The sequence below is a fragment of the Kineosporia succinea genome (assembly GCF_030811555.1).
GTDB lineage: Bacteria > Actinomycetota > Actinomycetes > Actinomycetales > Kineosporiaceae > Kineosporia > Kineosporia succinea.
Genome location: NZ_JAUSQZ010000001.1, coordinates 7,235,747 through 7,252,709 on the forward strand (window position 1 = coordinate 7,235,747; position 16,963 = coordinate 7,252,709).

Genomic DNA, 16,963 nt, shown 5'->3' on the forward strand with positions numbered 1-16,963 from the left:
CAGGGCCTGCTGAAGACCCGCTGAAGGCGGGCTTCGGTGGCACTCACCGCGTCGTCCTGAAGCACCGCCGCTCCGAGGTCGACAACCGGGGTCCGGTGGCACTCCCCGTGCCGGTCGGGTCGGTCGCGTCGGTCGGGGCGATGGTGGACGTGGTGGTCGCCGGGGAGGCCGACGCCGCCGGCGCTCCGGTTCCGTAGAGCACGTCCAGTTTCAGGCAGTACCGGGTGCCCGGCTCGAGATCGGTGATCACCGCCGAAAGGGCCTTGACCTCGGCGTCTTCCAGCCACCAGGACTTGCCGTCCTCGATGGAGACGCGGGTCGGGTAGTCGAACCGGCCCGACGTGCTCCAGGCGATGGTGATGCTCGTGGGGCTGCTGTCGACGCGGCGCAGGCCGTTGACCGTCGGTGCCTCCAACGTCGGCGAGGGATCGGGGGTTTCGTCGCCGTCACCCTCCCCGCGCGGGACCAGGAACGTCAGCGCCACCAGCACGAGCACGAGCGTGGTGACGCCACTGAGCGCCGCGGTGCCCAGGCGCCGTTTCCACGACCAGCCGGTCTTGCGGTCGCGGGACGGGTCGTGGTTGAGCACCGTCGCGGCGTCCGGGCTGCCGGTGACCTCGGACGAGAACGTGCCCCGGCCGCTCGGCCCGGGGTTCGGGACCAGGGTCGACTCTTCCTGCGGGTCGGCCGGTTCCGCGTCGAACGGCAGCAGCGGCGCGACCGGCTGGGCCCGCCGGCCGGTGGTGTGGTCGGGGGCCTGAGACGAAAAGCTGCCCGGGGTGCCGGGGAACGGGTCCGGCTCCGGGCGGGCGTCTCGGGGGCCCTGCGGGGCGGGTGGACGCGGTGGGGCCGTGATCACGCCGGGCGCCGTGGTCGTGGGCAGCCCGAGCTCCCGCTCGACCTCCTGCAGCCGGGCGACGAACTCGAGGCTGTCGGGCCGGTCCTCGGGACGGCTCGCGAGGCTCGCGGCGAGCAGGTCGGTGAGTGACGAGGGGACGTCGTTGCGCACGAAAGGCGGTGGTGCGCCCCGGAACCGCTGCTGGATGGACGCCAGCGTGTTGCCCGGGTCGACCGGGTAGGGCGGGCGCCCGGCCAGCGCGGCGTAGAGCGTGGAACCCAGCGACCAGATGTCGGCCCGGGGTGTCGGCTCCTCGTAGGCCATCACCTCGGGGGCCGCGTGCACCGGGGTCCAGGCGACCGTCGCGGTGCCCGCCTGGCGCGCGTCCACCGCGATGCCGAAGTCCGCCAGCACCGGCTCGTTGAGCGCGGTGAGCAGGATGTTGCCGGGTTTGATGTCCCGGTGCAGCAACTGGTGACGGTGGACGTACGCGAGGGCGGACGTCACCTTCACGGCGAACGGCAGCAGGACGGCCGTGGGCATCGGGCCGCTCTCACGCAGCCCGTCGGCCAGCGAACCGCCCTCGTACCAGCGCATCATGAGGAACGGCTCGCCGCTGCGGGTGAGGCCGTGGTGGTACACGTCGACGATGTGCGGGTGCTCGCCGAGCATGCCGGTCATGCCCATCTCGCGGCTGAACCGCTCGCGCATGCGCGGGTCGAGGCCGTCGGACGTGACGATCTTGATCGCCACGGTGCGGCTCAGCGCGGGCTGGAACGCCTTGTAGATCCGGCTGAACCCGCCGCTGGCGACGGCGGTCATGTGGGTCACGCCGTCGAGTTCCGGGATGGTCTCGACCAGCCGCGACGCCTCCGCCGGGGAGATCCGCTCGCTCACGCCCACCTCCGCCGGCGCGGGTCGGCGCGGCGCAGGACACGGCGCCAGACCGGGGTGAGGCCGGACAGGTGTTTCTCGATGGCGCGCAGCCGGTTCCAGGCGTCGTTCGGCCCACCGGGCCCCGGGCCGTAGACCTCGGCGTCGACCAGGCCGGCCAGGGTCTTCGCGTCCGGGGCGGTGCGGGCGTCGAGGTCTTCGAGCGTGCGGCGGATCTCCTGGGTGGTGCGCCCGGCGCTCGGGTGGCCGAGATCGGCCAGCCGGTCGAGCAGTTCGGCCCAGGCCCCGAGCGGGCCGGCGCCCCGGCGGCGCCGGCGGCGGTTCAGGGTGAGCACGAGACCCGCGAGGGGCAGCAGCACCAGCAGGGCGCCGAGACCGATGCCGAGACCGACGAGAGGGGCGGCCGACGAGCTCGCCTCGTCGCCACCGGCGTCACCGGCGGCGCTGCGGTCGGGGTCGGTCGCGTCGTCCTCGTCGTTCGGCTGCGTCGGGGGTTTCGTGGTGCTCTCCTGCTTCTCCTCCTGGCGGGACGGGCCGGAGCCGGTGCGGTCGGGCACGGCGTCGAACGCGACCCAGCCCGCGCCGTCGAGCCAGATCTCGGGCCAGGCGGTCGCGTCGCCGAAGGTCACCGTGACGCGGCCGGACTTGTCGGGTGTGCCGGCCTCGAACCCGGCTGCGACCCGCGCGGGCAGGCCGAGGCTGCGGGCCATCAGCACGTAGGCGGTGGCGAACTGGTCGGGCGTGCCGTTGCCGCCGGTGCTGCCCAGCAGTTCGGTCACCCGGGCGCAGCTGGTGCCGGGTTCGGCGTCCGGGTCCAGACGCAGCGCAGCGGTGTCGTGGAACCAGGTCTGCAGGGCCTCGGCCTGGGCGAAGGCGCCCGGGCCGGCCTGTTCCACGGCGGTGGAGGCCAGGGTGAGGAGACTGGCGTCGGTGCAGCCGTTGAGGGCCCGGCTCGCCGCCCCGGCCCCGGTGCCACCGGCGGACGCGCGGTCGAGCCCGGTGCGGGAGGGCAGCGCGACGGTCTGCTCGTAGGTGCCGTGCACGCCGTCCGGGTCGACGAGGGTCTCGCCGGTCAGGTCGTAGGTCATGCCCGGGCGGGCCAGGTGCCGCAGCCGGCCGGAGACCGGCACGTAGACGCCGTCGAGGTCGCCGGGGGTCACGCTGACCCGGGCCGTGCCGGTGGTCTCGGCCTCGCCCACGGGCAGGTCGTAGCCGATCGGCACGGCCGGGGTGCTGCTGGTCCAGCGGATGCCGTCGTAGGTGTCGAGCGCGGCGATGCGCCAGGGCTGCGGGTCGGCCCGCCAGGAGCTGTCGACGGTGGCGGTGAAGGCGATGTCGCGGGAATGGCGCAGCCAGCCGGCGATCTCGTCCATCGGGGCGGTCGGCTGCTCGGCGCGCAGCGGCGGGGCGGTGAGGTGGCGCGGGTCGAGCGGGTCGCGGGCGGCACCGGACGCGAGGAGCCCGGCGGCACAGCCCAGCGCGAGCACGACGGCGGTCACCGCGGCGGGCACGAGGCGCGGGCGGGGCAGCACCAGCAGGCCGACGGCGATCACGAACGGCAGGCTCACCCGCAGCGGCGAGCCGGCGCCCCCGACCCCGCAGACCAGCCCGGTGACGAGGAGGCAGGCGGCCGGGGCGGCGAGCGCGAGACCACCGCGGGTGCGGGCGATCGCGGCGGTGACGGCGGCGGCGAGGGCGCACAGCACGGCGTACTGCGGGAGCAGGTCGGGGGCCGGCGGGGCGGGCAGGGTGGTGGTGAGGATGCGGGCCAGGCCGCCGGTCAGGGAGCTGACGACGCCGTTGACCGCGTCGGCCGGGGACGTGGCGCGGGGCACGGCGACGCTGAGGGCGGTAACGAGCCCGGCCGTGGCGGCCGCGAGCAGCCAGAGCACGGTGCGCACGAGGGGACGTGCGAGTGTCTGCGGGTGCGTGGCCTTGTCGGCCAGCACCACGGCGCCGGTGCCGAGCAGCGCGCCCGCGAGCGCGGGGACGGGCAGGGACTGCGCCGGGTAGATGCGCCACCAGGCCCAGGCGCCGGCGAGCACGGTGAGCAGGCCGAGGAGGACGCGAACGGTGGACGCGTCGCCCGGGCCGGCGCGCCGGGGCGTTTCGGTCGTGGGCGGCCCGGGCTGCGGAGCCCGGGGCGCGGGGCGGGTGGGGGCGTCGAGAACGGGGGCGCTCATGCCTGCCCCCGTCCGGGAACGGCCGGGACGACGGCTGAGCAGTCACCGGGACTGACCCGGCCAGGCGACCGGGCCGGGACTCTCGGGCCGACCGAGCCCGGCGCGTCCACCATCGGGCCGGTGGGGACCGTCGCGGATCTCATGCCCACCGCCGGTTCCAGGACAGGGCCAGATCGGCGGCGGTGGCTTCGGCGAGAACGGTGATCCCGGCGTCGGCGGGGCGGCTGTTCGGCGTGGCGTCGGGGTCGATGACGGCGGCGACGACCGTGCCCCAGCCCTGCCGCAGCGCGCTCAGGCCGGGCATCTCGCCGACGGCGTTGCGGCCGAGCACGGCCACCGCGCTGCGACCGCCGCGCAGGGCGCTCTGCTGCGCGGCCGCGCCCAGGCCCCCCGAGGTGGAGGACGCGGGGGTCACGCCGGCGAGTCCGTCGAGGACGGTCGCGGCGGAGCCGGCCAGGCTGGTGCCGCCGACCGTGGTGACGCGCACGGTGACGGCGGCCTCGAAGGCCATGGCCGCGACCGAGGCGGCGAACGAGACGGCCTGCTCGAAGTCGTTCTCCGAGGTGTAGGAGGCCGGGCGGTCGTCGAGGAGGATGAGGATGTCGCTGCGGGTGCTGTCGACGTGCGTGCGCACGGTCAGCGGGCCGCCGCGGGCGAGGCCCTTCCAGTGGATGATGCGGAGGTCGTCGCCGAGCACGTACTCGCGCAGGCCGGAGAACGTCACGCCGCTCTCGGCGCCCGAGGTGGTGCGGGGGCCCTCGATGTCACGCGAGCGGCCCTGGGCGGGCTGGCGCAGCGGGTGCACGACGGGACGCACGACGAGCTGCAGGATCTCGCCGGCCTCGCGGCGGCGGTGGGCCAGGTCGGCGAGGTCGTGCTGGTGCAGGCGCAGCGGGCCGACCGGGAACACCCCGCGGCGGCTGGTGTCGAGTTCGTAGACCACGCGCCGCACGTCACCGCCGCCGGACGGGACCGGGATCTCGTGGCGGCGCCCGCCGACGGTGTCGACCGCGCGCATCGACCGGCCGCGCCCGCGCATGTGGATCTGCAGCATGCCCATGGCGGTCTCGCCGACGCTGACGCGCTGCGGGGCGATGCTGCGCTCGACGCGCGCCGAGACCCGCACGACGACCTGGGCCACGGCGACGAGCACGAGCAGGCCGGCGGCTCCGGCCAGACCGAACAGTTCGTCGTAGCCCAGGGTGAAACCGCCGACGAGGCAGACGATCGCGGCGACGAGAAGGCCCCGGCCGGCCGGGCTGAGACGGATCCGGCCCAGGTCGACGCTCTCCGGGGCGCCGAGGCCTCGCGGGGCGTCGAGGGCGCCTGTCGCAGCGGCACCGGGCCCGGCGGACGGCCCGGTCGTCGTCACCACCGGCGGTTACCCGCGCCTGCCGCCCGCGAGGTCGGCGTGGGCAGACCGGTGATGACGCGGTCGACGAGGTCGGCCTGCGTGACGCCGGCCATCTCGGCCTGCGGGCTGAGGATCAGGCGGTGCGCGAGAACCGCCGGGGCCATGGCCTTCACGTCGTCGGCGGTGACGAAGTCGCGCCCGTCGACGGCGGCGGAGGTGCGGGCCGCGCGCAGCAGTGCGAGACCGGCGCGCGGGCTGGCACCGATGCGGGCCTCGGGCAGTGAGCGGGTGGCGCCGGTGACGGACACGATGTAGTCGCGCACCTCGTCGGCCACGTGGGTGCGGGCGATGTGCTGGATCATCTTCTGCACCACGTCGAGACCGACCACGGGCCGGATCGACTCCACGGTGGGTGCGTTCGCCTCCTGCTTCAGCATCGCCGACTCGGTCTGCGGGTCGGGGTAGCCGATGCTGATGCGCATCATGAACCGGTCGAGCTGGGCCTCGGGCAGGCGGAACGTGCCGTCCATCTCGACCGGGTTCTGGGTGGCGACCACCACGAACGGGCGCGGCACCGGGTACTGCCGCCCGTCGACCGTGACGTGCCGCTCCTCCATCACCTCGAGCAGCGCCGACTGGGTCTTGGGCGAGGCCCGGTTGATCTCGTCGGCCAGCACGATGTTCGCGAACACCGGGCCGGGCCGGAACTCGAACTTCTGCGCCTGCTGGTGATACACGGTGATGCCGGTGACGTCGGACGGCAGCAGGTCGGGCGTGAACTGCACGCGCTGCCAGCGGCCCTCGACGGTGGCAGCCAGCGCCCGGGCCAGGGTGGTCTTGCCGACGCCGGGCACGTCTTCGACCAGCAGGTGCCCCTCGCTGAGCAACGCGACGACCGCGAGCCGCACCTGCTCCGGCTTGCCCTGCAGGGCCCGCTCCACGCTGGTGCGGATCCGGCCGGCGATCTCGGCGAGTTCAGACATCGTGTTTGTTCCCTGCGCTCTCGTTCTGCTGAAAAGGTGTGGTCAGACCCAGAAGACGGTGCCGGTGGCGCTGAAACCGGACGGTGCGCCCTGCCCGGCGATCACGTAGTAGTACGCGCTCTCGGTACCCCTCTTGTCGGAGTACTCGGTGACCTTGGTGGCGCCGGCGTGCTCGGTGGACCAGGAGTAGAACTGCGGGCCGTCACTGCTCCAGCCGGACGGGCAGCTGGCCATGGTGCGCCGCAGCAGGGCCCGGTCGCCCTGGTACACGCAGCGGTACATCTGCCGGCTGCCGGTCTGCGCGGTGGACAGGGCGTCGAACGCCTTGACGCCCGGGTCCCAGCGCTGGGCGACGGCGTTGTTGCAGTCGTTGGTGAGGTTCAGCATGTAGATGCCCCGCACCTCGTTGTTCGCGCACTGGTAGATCGTCTTGCGCGGGGAGGCCGGTGAGACCTTGACCGAGGCCCACTCGCCCTGGCCGTTGGCGTTCACGGCGCGCACCCGCACGGTGTGGTCGACGTCGTTGGCGAGACCGGTTGCCTCCCAGCTCGTCACGTTGCCCAGGTCCTTCTCGGCGCCACCGTCGACGCTGGCCTGGTAGCCCGTGATGTCACTGCCCTGGGCGTCGGCGGCGGTCCAGGTGACGCTCGCCTTGCCGTCGCCGTTGACCGGCGTGCCGAACGTGATCGCGCCCGGCTCGCCCGACGGGACGGCCGGCGTGTCTTCGCTGCCCGGCTGACCGGCGGCGGGCAGACCGGCCTCACCGGTGCCCCCGGCCGAGCGTGCCGCCACCCGCACCACGTAGCGCGTGCCGTTGGTCAGGTCGGGAACCGTGGCCTGGAGCCCGGTCTCCTCGACGGTCGTCACGCCGCCACTGGTCGCGGTCAGTGTGACCGTGTAACCCACCACCGGCGTGCGCCCGGCCTCGGCGGCGGCCCAGCTCACGGCGATCTGCTGGTCGCCGGGCGTGGCCGTCACGTTCGCGGGCACACCGGGCAGGTCGGCGCTCGGCGTCACGTACCGCACGCGGGAGAGCGCCCCTTCGCCCGCGTCACTGAGGGCCCGCACCCGCACGTCGTACTGCTGGCCGTTGGTGAGGTCGCCGATGGTGGCGGTGAGCTCGTTCGCGCCCACCTGCTGCACCGGGGCGTTGTCGAGCAGGATCTCGTAGCCCGTGACCGGGGAGCCGTTCGCCCGCGCGGCCCGCCACTCGAGCACGGCCTTGGCGTCGTCGGCCGTCGCCGTCACCACCGGCGCACCCGGAACCTGGGGCTCCTCGGGCTCTTCGGACTCCTCCACCTCGGGAGTGGCCGGAGCCTCGGGCGTCTCCTCGGGCGAGGGCCGGTCGGCCGCCGGGCTGCCGGTGTTGCGGCGCGGGCCCCGGCTGGGCTCGTCGCCCGCCTGCGAGGTGTTGTCGGGAGCACTGTCCGGCGTGCGCTGCGGACGCCGGGTCGGCTCGTTCGCCGGGGTCGTCGGCTGCTGCGGGGTGACCGGGTCGGCCTGCGTCGGGTCCTGACCGGGCCGGTACTTCTCGATCGGCACGATCACCCCGTCGGGCTTGACCACCTTCACCTGATTGCCGCCGGAGTCGTTGAGGTAGAGCAGGTTCCCGTGCGCGACCACGTCGGTGAGGTCGTCGTCACCGACGTTCGGCACGGCCTTGCCCTGCCCGGAGCCGAGATCGACCTTGACCAGGGAGCCGGAGGTGCGGTCGGTGACGTACCCGACGCCCGCCACGATGTCGACCTGGTCGACCTGGGTGCCGGAGGGCAGCGTCACGGCGCGCCCCTCGCCCTCGGCGGGCACCACCACGGCGCGGCCGTCGAGACCGATGAGCAGAGCGCCGTCGTGGTCGACGTCGACCATCAGGCCGTCGGCGCCGGAACCGGCCGGCAGCGCCGGGAACGAACGCGCGGGGTCGTCACCGTGCAGCGAGAAGGTCGCCCCGCTGGTGGTGTTCACCGCCACGACGTGCGCGCCCTGCTCGTCGGCGGCCACGGTCAGGGTCTCCCCCGCCCGGCCGACCTCGGTGCGGCCGGTCTCGTCGTCCCACACCCGCACCACGACCCCCTCGGTGGGGATCGCGGCCCAGAGAAAACCCTCGTCGTCGACCACGGCGTCGGTGACACCCTTGACCGCGACGGCCTGACCGCTGGGCTCGAGGGTGGCCGGGTCGAGGCGCTGCACCTGGGACTTGGTGTGGTCGACCAGCCAGGTCGCGGACTCGTTGGCCACCACGTCGACCCCGGTGCCGAGCCGCCCGGGGGCCTGGTCGGCCTTGAGCTGCGCGCCGTCGATGAGTGTGGCGTTGCCGTTCTCGTCGATCGCGTAGGCGCCGTCAGGCCGTTGCACGACCGTGAACGGGGAGCTCAGCGAGCCCACCGGCACGGTCTTGCCGGCCTGGCCGGCGTACCCGTTGACCCACGTCACCGAGTGCTGCGCGGCGTTCGCCAGCCAGGCGCCACCGTCCTGCAGGCGCACGACCGCGCCGGTCGCCTGCGCGCCCAGCAGCCCGCCGCCCAGAACGAGCGCGAAAACCACCGCGCACGCGGCCAGACCCACACCCTGCCGCTTCTTCAACGGCAGGAGCCAACCCCAGTTCACCGGTCTCCCCCCGGAACATCACCACCCCGCCAGGGGAAAGCCCCTGACCGTCACGGACGACTTGCCGGTCCGCTCGTCACCAACCGTACCCAGTTCCCCGCAGAACTTCGCAATCTCGGAGAACTTTCACTGTCGGCCACGAATCAGTCACCCGACGTAGCTCACGCGCGCTCAGGATTCACATTGGCTTAGCGGCCACTTAGGGGAGACCGCCCGTAAAGGCCTTGACAGCGCCCCTTCTCACCAAGCTTTCACCGTCGTCGCGAGAATGGTTGCGCCGTCAAGGGAATCGTCAGTCCTCGTCGTCGCCCAGGGTCAGCGTCGTCGCGAGCTCGATCAGGTCCGGACGGCGCCGCTCCGCCTCGGCCAGATCCACGAAACTGGTGGACAGGTACACGGCCACCTCGTCACCGTCCGGGTCCCTCAGCCGCCACACGAACACCTCGTACTCCTGGATCAGGGAGTCCGTGCCGTCCTCCTCCTGAACCCGGTAACGCTGCACCAGGTGCACCGCCGCCCCGGACACGGTCTGCACGGTCTCCTCCAGCGGCGGCTCCGCCAGCATCTCCTCCGGCAGCCGCAGCTCCTCGAGCACGTCGTCGAGCGTCACGTCCTCCTCGACCGCCTCGCCGCGCACCGTCACGGCGCACACGGCGGGCTCGTCCGCCTGCGGCAGCAGGAACAGCAGCATGACCGGCGGCGGGTCCTCCTGCCGGGCCAGCTCCAGGGCGGGCACCATCACGTCGGCCAGCAGCCCGGCCTCTTCCTCCGGCAGCTCGAGGTCCTCCTCACCGGCGCGCAGCAGCACGGTCTCCCGGGCCCACAGCACTGGGTCGGCCTCGAGGTCCGCGGGGATCCAGTCGTCGGTGTAATCGATCACTACGGTCGACATCTCAGTCCTCGTTCGTCGTGCTGACATCGTGCACGTCCAGGGCATTCCGAGTGCATACCCGGTTCCGTGAGTCTCCCTCCGGACGACAGGGGCCGATGAGGGACGCGCGGTGCACCTTCCGTTGCCCCGACACCGTAGCGATCCCCACGGACACACAGTTCGCCCGCGCAGTTCGCCCGCGCAGTTCGCCCGCGCAGTTCGCCCGCGTGGTTCGCAGGAGCGCCGGGGTCCGAGACACCCCGGCCGCACTCCATCTGCCCGGGCCGGAGGTGGAGCCGGGTGCGGGCCCACGTCGTCGTGACCGAGGTGACGCCCCTCCCCGCTGCGACGGCGCAACGGGCGCACTTCAGCGCGTCCTGACCTTGAGAGGCTCGCTGCCCCGGCCACGACGGGCTGAGCGCCGCATGTGCTGCTTTCGATTATCGATAATCGAAAGCAGCACATGCCCCGCCGTCCCCGTGGAGGACCGGGTTCCCGGAGAGGTGGAGGTCACTGCGTCCGCCGGTTCTCCGTCGTCCTTGGTCCGGGGCCCGGCATCAACGGCGCCTGAGGTGTTGAGCGAGGCAAGCCAGCGGCCTGGGCGTCACCCCCGCCGTCTCGGAGGCCTCGGTGCCGGCGTCCTGATCTGCGACAGGGCGGGCCGGCGGGCCGGGGCGAGCGGGTCGGGTCGAGCGGCAAGGTGAGGTGGAGGCGAGGCGCACGCGTCGTGGCAAGGCGGACGCGTCGGGTCGGGGTACATGCGTCGGGCCGGGGCGGACGCGTCGGGTCGCGTCGGGTCGCGTCGGGTCGCGTCGGGTCGGAGCGGGGCGGGGCGGGGCGGGTCGGGGCGAGCGGACGAGGTGCGACAGACGGGGCGGGGTGGGCAGACGGCCGACGGACGGGCAAGGAGAGCGGAGGTGCCCGCGTGCCGCGGTTCGTGGGGGTGGCCACTGTGAGACGCTGGCGCTCGCAGCCGGAGAGGCGCTGCGACGGACCGGGGAAGGTTCGCCACGCTCCGGCTCGGTGTCGGCCCCGGACGAACGGTCCGGCGCGAACGAGTAAGGGCGCCTTCTCTTTTCGAGGAGGCACTGGTGATGGTTCCGGCCCGGTCCCAGGGGCAGCAGCACGATGTCGGCGCGGGGTCGGCCGCAGGACTGCCGGTGGGGGTGGTCGCCGCGATCTACCGGTATCCGGTCAAGTCGATGGCGGCGCAGCCGGTCGAGTCGGCCGAGGTGCACTGGAACGGCCTGGACGGTGACCGGCGGTGGGCGTTCGTGCAGCCTGCGCCGAGGAATCCGGGGTTTCCGTGGCTGACGTTGCGGCAGCGGAACGACCTCAATGCCTACCGGCCGTACGGTGCCGTGGACGGGCTGCGGGTGCGGACCCCGTCGGGTGAGGACGTCGAGGTCACTGATCCCCGCCTCGCGCAGGAGCTCGGCGCCCGGGCGATGAAGCTGGACCGGGGCACGTTCGACACCGCCCCGCTGTCCCTGATCAGCACCCGCTCGGTCAAGGAGATCGGGGCGCTGGCCGGGCGGGACGCGGACGTGCTGCGTTTCCGCCCGAACCTGGTGGTGGAGCCGCTGGGGGACGATCCGTTCGCCGAGGACTCCTGGGTCGGCGGCACGCTGGTGTTCGGGACGGCTGAGCAGGGGCCCGTCGAGCCGGAGGACGACGGCCGGCTGACCGGCGTGAACGGCCGGGAGGGCCTGGGGACCGGGCTGCGGATGCACGTGGACCGGCGCGACCACCGCTGCGTCGTGGTCAACATCGACCCGGTCACCGGCGAGCGCACACCCGACGTGCTGCGGGCCGTCGCCCGGCACCGGGACACGTGCCTGGGGGTCTACGGCTCGGTGGCCGCGCCGGGTGCGGTGTCGGTCGGCGATCCGGTGCGGCTGCTGCGATGAATCGAGGGCGGTAGCGATGAGTTCAGGGCCGTGGCGCAGTCACGACTTGCGAACCGTCCACTCTCAGGAGGAACCATGACGAACCTTCCGCCCGTCGTCGACCTGGCCACCTGGCAGTCGGCCCGCGACGACCTGCTGGTTCGCGAGAAGGCGCACACACGCGAGGGAGACGCCATCGCCGCGGCCCGGCGCCGGCTGCCGATGGTCGAGTTCGACGGCCAGGTCGAGGTGACCGGTGCCGACGGGCCCGTGCCGTTCATCAGCCTGTTCCAGGGGCGCGAGGAGCTGGTCGCCTACAAGCACATGTGGTGGGACGGCGCTCCGCACCAGGGTCAGTGCGAGGGCTGCACGTTCACCGCCTGGCACCTGCACGACGTCAGCTACCTCAACAGCCGCGGCGTCTCGTACGCCGTGCTCACCACCGCCCCGCCGCAGGAGATCGCGCCGTTCGTCGAGTTCATGGGCTACACCCAGCCCTGGTACTCGGTGCGTGACGTGGAGCCCCCGGTCGGTGGGGGCATGGGCTCGCTCTTCAGTTTCCTGCGCGACGGCGACCGCACGTTCCTCACTTATTCCACCACCGGCCGCGGCGTGGAGGCGGCCAGCGGATCCTTCGCCCTGCTCGACATGACGCCCCGCGGCCGCGGCGAGGCCTGGGAAGACAACCCGGAGGGCCGCTCCCCCGGCAACCACGCCTGCTGGTACTGGCGCACCGACGCCGACGGGAACGCCACCTGGGGCGAGACCGGCCGTCCGGTGCCCCAGTGGACCCGGCCCGGCGCCGGCCCGGAGCAGAGCCTGGGCCGCACGACCATGCAGCACTGAGCTCGACCCTCGCAGCCGGCCACCCACCCGGGTGCCTCGGGCGGTCAACCGCACCGGCGCGTCCAAAAGCCTTCGTACCGAGCCGGAACGGGACGTGCGCGGCCGTGTGCCCGCCACCGCGCAGTGCCCGCCACCGCGCACGTCCCACCCACCGCGCACGTCCCACCCACCGGGCGGAGCGAGGTGGGTGGGCGCCTCGCTGTGGCGTGGGACTCAGATCACCGCGCGCACGGCCTTCTCGAAGCCCAGCACGTGCTCCCGGGCCAGCTGCTCGGCGCGGTCGGGCTCCCCCGACGCGATGGCCTCGAGCAGCGCCACGTGCTCCGCCACGATGTGCATGTCCATGGTGGTGAGCCGGTCGAGGAAGACGCAGTGGATGCGCGTGGCCAGGTTGTCGTAGCGGATCAGCACGTCTTCGAGGTGCGGGTTGGCCGCGGCCCGGTAGATCGTGCGGTGCACGTAGAGGTCCCAGCGCATCAGGTCGCTGCGCTCGGACCCGTCGAAGTCGAGGGCGCGCGTGCGCCCGGAGATGTCGGTGAGCTCGGCGCGCAGTTCGGGCGTGGCCCGCTCGGCGGCCCGGCGGGCGGCCAGCGGCTCGAGGCTCGCGCGGATCTCGGAGACGTGCGCCAGGTCGGCGATGTCGACCCCGGTCGCGAACGTGCCGCGGCGTGGGAACGACACCACCAGCCGGTCTTGCTCGAGCCGTTTGAGGGCCTCACGCAGCGGGGTGCGCCCCACGCCGAGCTGCCTGGCCAGCGTCACGTCGTCGATCGGTTGCCCGGGCTGGATCTGCAGCATGATCAGCTGGTCGCGCACGGCCAGGTAGGCCTGCTCGGCCAGGCTGACCGGTCGCCCGTCCAGCTCGAGGGGTGTCGCGCTCACGGCCCCATGGTAGGGGGGACCAGGCGCGACCCGGCCGGCTTCGCACCCCGGTCCCGGGCAGACGGCGATCGTCACGGCGTGAATTCGAGGGCCGCGTCGAGCAGCCACCCGGCCAGGTAGCCGGCGAACGACGAGCGCACCAGGATGCGGTAGTCGTTGTCCCTCAGCGAGATCAGCACCACCCCGGTCATGGCGATCGTGGTCTGCACGCTGCGGCCCGCCCCGAAGACCGACGGGTGCAGGTCGTGCGAGGTACCGGTGGTCAGCAGCTCGCGGGCGTGGGAACCGCTCAGGCGCAGACTGATCCGCTGGGCGGAGACATCCGTGCCCGGGAGGTCGGCCTCCAGCTGCTCACCGCTGCGCACCGTGCTGGTGACGAGCAGTTCGTCCGGGCCCAGCCAGACGACCTGACCGTCGTCGGTCTCGCGCCAGGTGTTGACCTCGGTGTCGTGGTCACCCCGGGACACGGCCATCGCCAGGTACGGCTCGACCGTGATCTGCAGTCCCTCGGGCAGTCTCGCGAACGCTTCCTCCCAGGCCTGCAGCGGATGCGTTCGCTGAAGCGTGTTCTCACCCATCGCGACGGGCTCCTTCGGGGTCGAAGAGGACGGACGAGGTGATCTCGGCCGCGACCAGCTGCCCGTCCACGGGCACGTGCACGACCTCACCGAGCCGGTCGCGTCCGCCCTTGAGCAGGGCCAGCGCGAACGGGCGCCCGAGGGCGGCACTGCGGTAGCTGGAGGTGACGTGGCCGAGCATCGGCACCGGCGGGGCCGGGAGCACACCGGTCTCGGTGAACTCGATGATCTGCGAGCCTTCGGGGAGCTTGGTGGACGCGTCGGTCGGCAGCAGCCCGACCAGCTGCTTGCGCAGCGGGTCGAGATTCGCGGTCCGCGAGAACGACCGCTTGCCCACGAAGTCGGGCTTCTTCTTCGACACCGCCCAGGCCATGCCCAGGTCGTGCGGGGTCACGGTGCCGTCGGTGTCCTGCCCGATGATCGGGTAGCCCTTCTCGGCGCGCAGCACGTGCATGGTCTCGGTGCCGTACGGCGTGATGCCGTGCTTCTCCCCCGCTTTCAGCAGACGGTCCCAGACGGCGGGCGCGTACCAGGCGTTGACGTTGACCTCGTAGGCCAGCTCGCCGGAGAAGCTGATACGCGCGACCCGCACCGGGACGCCCTCGAAAACCGTGTCCCGCCAGGTCATGAACGGGAACGCCTCGTTGGCCACGTCGAGGTCGGCGAAGACCTCACCGATCACGTCACGGGAGCGGGGCCCCACGACCGGGAACACGGCCCAGTGCTCGGTGACCGACGTCAGGTGCACGCGCAGGTCGGGCCACTCGGTCTGGACCCATTCCTCCATCCAGTCCAGGATCTTCGCCGCGCCGCCGGTGGTGGTGATGACCATGTACCGGTCGTCGGCCAGCCGGAGCACGGTGCCGTCGTCGATGACCATCCCGTCGACGCCGCACATCACGCCGTAGCGCACGGCGCCGACCTTGAGGCTGCTCATCATGTTCGTGTAGATCCGGTCGAGCAGCACCGGGGCGTCCGGGCCCCGCACGTCGATCTTGCCCAGCGTCGAGCCGTCGAGGATGCCGACACCGGTTCGCACGGCGGCACACTCGCGCAGCACGGCGGCCTCCATGTCCTCGTCGGGCCGCAGGTAGTGACGGGCCCGCTTCCACTGCCCGACGTCCTCGAACACCGCACCGGCCGCGACGTGCCAGCCGTGCAGCGCCGTCACCCGGATCGGGTCGAACAGCTCGCCGCGCTCCCGGCCGGCCAGCGCGGCGAAGGCCACGGGCGTGTAGGGCGGGCGGAACGTGGTGGTGCCGAGGGCCCGCACCGGCTGCCCGAGCAGCTCGGCCGCGATCCCGGCGGCGATGACGCCCGACGTCTTGCCCTGATCGTGGGCGGTGCCGATCGTGGTGTAACGCTTGATGTGCTCGACCGACCGCAGCCCGGCGCCGACCGCGCGGGTGATGTCGGCGACCGTGGAATCGCGCTGCACGTCGACGAACTGACGGTCGTCGGGACCCGGCACCCGCCAGATGATCTCACCGGGGGTGCGTTCCGGGCCGTCGTCGACCGGGCCGTCGAAGCCGCCCTCGGCCAGGATCCGGGCGAGTTCGAGGGTGCCGTTGGCGGCACCGACGACGGTGGTGTTCCCGAGCCTCTCGCCGGGCTTGAACGCCCCCAGCGTCTCGTCGTAGGCCAGCGCACCCCGCACATGGCTGAACAGGTGCGCGGTGGGGTTCCAGCCGCCGGAGACCAGGAGCAGGTCGCAGCTGAGGCCGAACTCCTTGCCGTCGGCGTCGACCACGGCGACGGACGCGATGCGCCCCTGCGTCTGCGGGGTGGCGTCGGCGGGGAGGAGGGCACGGGTGGAGACGACGCGGGCACCCCGGTGGGTCCTCACCCCCGTCTCGGGACCTGCGGCGCGGGTCTCGATCACCGTCACGTCCGCCCCCGCCGCCGCCAGGTCCTCGGCCGCCCGGTAGGCCGCGTCGTCACTGGTGAACACCACCACCTGGCGCCCGGCGAGAACGCCGTAACGGTGCAGGAAGTCACGAGCGGAGGCTGCGAGCATGATGCCCGGCCGGTCGTTGTCGGCGAACACGATGGGACGCTCGTGAGCACCGGTCGCGACCACCACGTGCTTGGCCCGCACCCGGTGCACCCGCTGACGGGAACGGTTCACGGGCGGCTGCGCCAGGTGGTCGGTGCGCCGCTCCAGCGCCAGCACGAAACCGTCGTCGTAGTGCCCGATCGCGGTGGTACGGGGCAGGTACTCGAACTCCGGGTAGGTGCCGAGCTCGTGCAGGACACCCTCGACGAAACCGAGAGACGGCTCCCCGTGCACCGTCTCGCTCCCGGTGAGTGACCCACCCGCGTCGGGACGATCGTCCACCATCAACACCCGCTCACCCCGGCGGGCCGCGGTGAGCGCCGCGAGCAGACCGGAGGGACCGGCCCCGACCACGAGAGTGTCGACGTGGTGGTACTTCCGGTCGTAGCGCGCCGTGTCGGGCACGTCGGCGAGACGGCCCTGGCCGTTGAGGCCACGCACCACCAGGCCGTCTACCAGCTCGACCGTCGAGGCCAGCAGCATCGGCTCGGGGAAGGGCTCCTCGATCTGCACCAGACCGGTCGGGTCCTCGCTCCACGATGCGGTGATTCCGCGCGGGCGGCCCAGTTTCACGCTGGTGCCGATCTTCGTCACCCCGTGGGCCAGCAGCGCCGAGGCGACCGTGTCACCCGGGTGCCCGGTGTACGCGCGGCCGTCGAAGGTGAAGCTGATGGTCCTCGAGCGGTCGACCCGCCCGAACCCGTCGACGCGGCTCATGGCTTCTCACCGATCCGGTAGGTGGAGTGGAAGGCGTAGGTACGGGTGTCGCGCACCGCGTTGAACCACCGGCGGCAACCCCCGCTGTGGCTCCATCGCTCGGCGAACTCGCCCTTGGTGTTGTCGCGGAAGAAGACGTACCGGGCCCACTCCTCGTCACTCAGCTCGGAGGGCGTCTCCGGGTAGGCGATGTGCGCCTGTCCTCCGTAGTGGAACTCGACCTCCTCGCGAGGGCCGCAGTACGGGCATTCGATCAGTTGCATCAGCT

General features: G+C 72.8%; 12 protein-coding genes. 2 read left to right on the forward strand and 10 right to left on the reverse strand.

Translation table 11 applies throughout. The annotated features are described in order from the left end of the window. Positions 1–43: 43 nt before the first annotated feature. The 6 genes from J2S57_RS31915 to J2S57_RS31940 form a co-directional block, all read right to left on the reverse strand. Positions 44–1,735 (reverse strand): serine/threonine-protein kinase, encoded by a 1,692-nt coding sequence (locus J2S57_RS31915; RefSeq protein ID WP_307249715.1) that lies wholly within the window; start codon positions 1,733–1,735, stop codon positions 44–46. After that, positions 1,732–3,915: a transglutaminase-like domain-containing protein gene (locus J2S57_RS31920; RefSeq protein WP_307249716.1), complete on the reverse strand. Its 2,184-nt coding sequence runs from the start codon at positions 3,913–3,915 to the stop codon at positions 1,732–1,734. Before J2S57_RS31920 ends, J2S57_RS31915 begins: the two co-directional genes overlap by 4 nt. Before the next feature lie 139 nt (positions 3,916–4,054). Further along, entirely contained in the window at positions 4,055–5,287 is a 1,233-nt protein-coding gene (locus J2S57_RS31925) for a DUF58 domain-containing protein (protein WP_307249717.1), read from the reverse strand. Beyond that, positions 5,284–6,252 (reverse strand): AAA family ATPase, encoded by a 969-nt coding sequence (locus tag J2S57_RS31930; RefSeq protein WP_307249718.1) that lies wholly within the window; start codon positions 6,250–6,252, stop codon positions 5,284–5,286. The genes J2S57_RS31925 and J2S57_RS31930 overlap by 4 nt, the downstream gene beginning before the upstream one ends. Before the next feature lie 42 nt (positions 6,253–6,294). Further along, complete coding sequence (locus J2S57_RS31935) at positions 6,295–8,832, reverse strand: fibronectin type III domain-containing protein (RefSeq protein ID WP_307249719.1); 2,538 nt, start codon at positions 8,830–8,832, stop codon at positions 6,295–6,297. A 316-nt stretch (positions 8,833–9,148) separates the two neighbouring features. Next, complete coding sequence (locus J2S57_RS31940) at positions 9,149–9,748, reverse strand: hypothetical protein (protein ID WP_307249720.1); 600 nt, start codon at positions 9,746–9,748, stop codon at positions 9,149–9,151. Between the two features lie 1,073 nt (positions 9,749–10,821). Here J2S57_RS31940 and J2S57_RS31945 point away from each other — a divergent pair. Both J2S57_RS31945 and J2S57_RS31950 read left to right on the forward strand, forming a co-directional pair. Next, positions 10,822–11,637, forward strand: coding sequence for an MOSC domain-containing protein (locus tag J2S57_RS31945; RefSeq protein ID WP_307251147.1), 816 nt, complete (start codon positions 10,822–10,824; stop codon positions 11,635–11,637). 75 nt (positions 11,638–11,712) lie between these two features. Then, positions 11,713–12,462, forward strand: coding sequence for a DUF899 family protein (locus tag J2S57_RS31950; protein ID WP_307249721.1), 750 nt, complete (start codon positions 11,713–11,715; stop codon positions 12,460–12,462). Between the two features lie 213 nt (positions 12,463–12,675). On the opposite strand, the gene J2S57_RS31955 is transcribed toward J2S57_RS31950, so the two are convergent. The 4 genes from J2S57_RS31955 to J2S57_RS31970 form a co-directional block, all read right to left on the reverse strand. After that, positions 12,676–13,344, reverse strand: a complete 669-nt coding sequence (locus tag J2S57_RS31955) for a GntR family transcriptional regulator (protein WP_307249722.1) — start codon at positions 13,342–13,344, stop codon at positions 12,676–12,678. Positions 13,345–13,415: 71 nt separating this feature from the next. After that, entirely contained in the window at positions 13,416–13,922 is a 507-nt protein-coding gene (locus J2S57_RS31960; RefSeq protein WP_307249723.1) for a sarcosine oxidase subunit gamma, read from the reverse strand. Beyond that, positions 13,915–16,695: a 2Fe-2S iron-sulfur cluster-binding protein gene (locus J2S57_RS31965; protein ID WP_307249724.1), complete on the reverse strand. Its 2,781-nt coding sequence runs from the start codon at positions 16,693–16,695 to the stop codon at positions 13,915–13,917. The genes J2S57_RS31960 and J2S57_RS31965 overlap by 8 nt, the downstream gene beginning before the upstream one ends. Next, positions 16,692–16,958, reverse strand: a complete 267-nt coding sequence (locus tag J2S57_RS31970) for a sarcosine oxidase subunit delta (protein WP_307249725.1) — start codon at positions 16,956–16,958, stop codon at positions 16,692–16,694. The genes J2S57_RS31965 and J2S57_RS31970 overlap by 4 nt, the downstream gene beginning before the upstream one ends. Positions 16,959–16,963 lie beyond the last annotated feature (5 nt).

Coding starts and splice junctions, on each gene's coding strand:
- J2S57_RS31960 (WP_307249723.1), bottom strand. CDS start 13,922: ATGGGTGAGAACACGCTTCAGCGAACGCATCCGCTGCAGGCCTGGGAG.
- J2S57_RS31920 (WP_307249716.1), bottom strand. CDS start 3,915: ATGAGCGCCCCCGTTCTCGACGCCCCCACCCGCCCCGCGCCCCGGGCT.
- J2S57_RS31930 (WP_307249718.1), bottom strand. CDS start 6,252: ATGTCTGAACTCGCCGAGATCGCCGGCCGGATCCGCACCAGCGTGGAG.
- J2S57_RS31965 (WP_307249724.1), bottom strand. CDS start 16,695: ATGAGCCGCGTCGACGGGTTCGGGCGGGTCGACCGCTCGAGGACCATC.
- J2S57_RS31950 (WP_307249721.1), top strand. CDS start 11,713: ATGACGAACCTTCCGCCCGTCGTCGACCTGGCCACCTGGCAGTCGGCC.
- J2S57_RS31945 (WP_307251147.1), top strand. CDS start 10,822: ATGGTTCCGGCCCGGTCCCAGGGGCAGCAGCACGATGTCGGCGCGGGG.
- J2S57_RS31940 (WP_307249720.1), bottom strand. CDS start 9,748: ATGTCGACCGTAGTGATCGATTACACCGACGACTGGATCCCCGCGGAC.
- J2S57_RS31970 (WP_307249725.1), bottom strand. CDS start 16,958: ATGCAACTGATCGAATGCCCGTACTGCGGCCCTCGCGAGGAGGTCGAG.